Origin of the sequence: Candidatus Symbiopectobacterium sp. (assembly GCF_020054415.1) — a bacterium.
Taxonomy (GTDB): domain Bacteria; phylum Pseudomonadota; class Gammaproteobacteria; order Enterobacterales; family Enterobacteriaceae; genus Symbiopectobacterium.
Genome location: NZ_JAHWCO010000550.1, coordinates 1 through 3339, shown reverse-complemented (window position 1 = coordinate 3339; position 3339 = coordinate 1). Strand labels below are relative to the sequence as shown.

Here is a 3339-nt window from a genome sequence, read left to right as displayed (position 1 = left end):
TCACTAAACAGCAAGATAAGGATGCTGCGGATCAAGTCCAGAGGATACCGGAACAAAGAGCGCTTTAAGGTGGCAGTTATGTTCCATTACGGCAGGTTAAACATGGGGTTATGAGTCTCCCACCATGATCGGGGAAGACCCATATTTATTCAGTTTTTTGTTAGCGTGTTTCTTCTGCTTGTCCCCACACTGAGCCGCCATCTGCGGTGCTAAAAAACGCAGCGGGTGTTTTTTGTGTCATAATTGCACGTTTCGTACCGGTTATCTCCGCCTGCGGGATGATGAAAAATAGCGTTAACTCCGGGATGTATGTGAATGGATAAGATCGAAGTTCGTGGTGCACGTACTCATAACCTCAAAAATATCAATCTGATAATTCCGCGCGATAAACTGATTGTGGTCACCGGGCTGTCGGGGTCCGGTAAATCGTCGCTGGCGTTTGATACCCTGTATGCGGAAGGGCAGCGGCGCTACGTTGAATCGTTGTCTGCCTATGCGCGCCAGTTTCTCTCTTTAATGGAGAAGCCGGACGTCGATCATATCGAAGGGTTGTCACCGGCGATTTCCATTGAGCAAAAATCCACTTCCCATAACCCGCGCTCAACCGTGGGCACTATCACCGAGATTCACGACTATTTGCGTCTGCTCTTTGCCCGCGTGGGTGAGCCGCGCTGTCCTGATCACGATGTGCCGCTGGCGGCGCAGACCGTCAGCCAGATGGTGGATAACGTGCTTGCACAGCCGGAAGGTACTCGCCTGATGCTGCTCGCACCCATTGTTAAAGATCGCAAAGGGGAGCACACTAAAATGCTGGAAAACCTAGCGACACAAGGTTATATCCGCGCCCGTATCGACGGCGAGGTGTGCGATCTTTCCGATCCGCCCAAGCTGGAATTACAGAAGAAACACACCATTGAGGTAGTCGTTGATCGTTTCAAAGTGCGTGAGGATTTGGCACAGCGTCTGGCGGAATCGTTTGAAACCGCACTGGAGCTTTCCGGCGGTAGCGCTATTGTGGCGGATATGGATGATAGCAAGCAGCCCGAACTGCTGTTTTCCGCCAATTTCGCATGTCCGCAGTGTGGCTATAGCATGCATGAGCTGGAGCCGCGCATGTTCTCATTCAACAATCCGGCTGGCGCTTGTCCGAGCTGTGATGGGTTGGGCGTGCAGCAGTTTTTCGATCCGGCACGTGTGGTGCAAAACGGTGAGCTGTCGTTGGCCGGCGGTGCGATTCGAGGCTGGGATCGACGTAACTTTTACTATTTTCAGATGCTGCGTTCACTGGCGGAGCATTATCGTTTTGATGTCGAGGCACCCTACGACAGCCTGAGTGAAAAAATTCGTCACGTCATTCTGTACGGTTCCGGTAAAGACACTATCGAGTTCAAATACATCAACGATCGTGGCGATACGTCCGTGCGACGCCATCCTTTCGAAGGCGTGTTGAACAACATGGAACGGCGTTACAAGGAAACCGAATCAAGCGCAGTGCGCGAAGAACTGGCCAAGTTTATTAGTAACCGTCCTTGTGCCAGTTGCAGCGGTACGCGTCTGCGTAAGGAAGCGCGCCATGTGTTTGTCGAACAGACCACGCTGCCGAAGATTTCCGACATGAGCATCGGCCATGCGATGACGTTCTTCCAAAACATGAAGCTAAGTGGTCAGCGCGCGCAGATTGCTGAAAAAGTGTTGAAGGAGATCGGCGATCGCCTGAAATTCCTAGTGAACGTGGGATTGAACTACCTGTCGCTGTCGCGTTCTGCCGAAACGCTTTCCGGCGGTGAAGCACAGCGTATCCGACTGGCGAGCCAAATTGGTGCCGGGCTGGTGGGGGTGATGTATGTACTGGATGAACCTTCCATTGGCTTGCACCAGCGGGACAACGAACGCCTGTTGGAGACATTGCTCCACCTACGCAATCTGGGCAACACAGTGATTGTAGTGGAGCATGATGAAGACGCCATTCGCGCGGCGGATCATGTGATTGATATCGGACCGGGGGCGGGGATGCACGGCGGCCAGGTGGTAGCGGAAGGCTCAGTAGAACAGATCATGGCGGTGCCAGAATCGTTGACCGGCCAGTACCTGAGCGGTGAGCGAAAAATCTTAGTGCCGTCACAACGCGTGCCTGCCGATCCTACCAAAGTGCTGAAGCTGGTGGGTGCCAAAGGCAACAACCTGAAAGATGTCACGCTGACGCTACCCGTCGGGTTGTTCACCTGTATCACCGGTGTTTCTGGTTCAGGCAAATCGACGCTGATTAACGATACGCTGTTTCCGCTGGCGCAACGTCAGCTCAATGGCGCAACGCTGGCGGAACCGGCACCGTACCGTGAGATTCACGGCCTTGAGCATTTTTATAAGGTGATCGATATCGATCAAAGTCCGATTGGGCGCACACCGCGTTCCAACCCTGCGACCTACACAGGCGTATTTACCCCCATCCGTGAACTTTTTGCCGGTGTGCCAGAAGCGAGAAGCCGCGGATACAACCCTGGGCGCTTTAGTTTCAACGTGCGCGGCGGGCGCTGTGAGGCTTGTCAGGGCGATGGCGTCATCAAAGTGGAGATGCACTTCCTGCCGGATATCTATGTGACGTGCGATCAGTGCAAAGGCAAACGCTATAACCGTGAAACGTTGGAAATCAAATACAAGGGTAAAAGCATTCACGAAGTGCTGGAAATGACCATTGAAGAGGCGCGTGACTTCTTTGATGCTATTCCTGCCTTGGCGCGTAAGCTGCAAACCCTTATCGATGTGGGGCTTTCTTATATTCGTCTTGGCCAGTCGGCGACCACGCTCTCCGGCGGTGAAGCACAGCGTGTGAAACTGTCCCGCGAGTTGTCCAAGCGAGGAACGGGGCAAACCCTGTATATTCTTGACGAGCCAACCACCGGGCTACATTTTGCCGATATTCAGCAATTGTTGGACGTGTTGCACCAGTTGCGCGATCAGGGGAACACCATTGTGGTGATCGAGCACAATCTGGATGTGATTAAAACCGCAGACTGGATTGTGGACCTTGGTCCGGGAGGGGGCAGCGGTGGCGGTCAAATACTGGTGTCCGGCACCCCTGAGACGGTTGCCAATTGCGAAGCATCGCACACTGCCCGTTTCCTCAAACCGATATTGGCGCGCAAGTAGTGCTGTCCACGACGCCCGGTATTGCGCCGGGCGTCGTGATTATAAGGCTATATGGCTTTGTTGAATAATAGGGAATAATGCTGTTATGACACGCCTGTTTTGGATTAAAATGCTGATCGCTCCGGGATGCATCACCACGCTCTGGATTTAACATACTGATTTTACGTCAAGGGAATCCGCAGCCTTTATGGC

At 53.2% G+C, this 3339-nt stretch carries 2 protein-coding genes; one reads left to right on the top strand and one right to left on the bottom strand.

Translation table 11 applies throughout. The features are described 5' to 3' along the window. Positions 1-315: 315 nt before the first annotated feature. Entirely contained in the window at positions 316-3147 is a 2832-nt protein-coding gene (uvrA, locus tag QZ506_RS16235; protein WP_291972485.1) for an excinuclease ABC subunit UvrA, read from the top strand. Here uvrA and QZ506_RS16230 read toward each other — a convergent pair. Then, positions 3122-3301, bottom strand: a complete 180-nt coding sequence (locus tag QZ506_RS16230; RefSeq protein WP_291972483.1) for a hypothetical protein — start codon at positions 3299-3301, stop codon at positions 3122-3124. The genes uvrA and QZ506_RS16230 overlap by 26 nt on opposite strands. Positions 3302-3339 lie beyond the last annotated feature (38 nt).

Excerpts from the sequence above, each read along its gene's own strand:
- uvrA (WP_291972485.1), top strand. The coding sequence starts at position 316 with ATGGATAAGATCGAAGTTCGTGGTGCACGTACTCATAACCTCAAAAAT.
- QZ506_RS16230 (WP_291972483.1), bottom strand. The coding sequence starts at position 3,301 with ATGTTAAATCCAGAGCGTGGTGATGCATCCCGGAGCGATCAGCATTTT.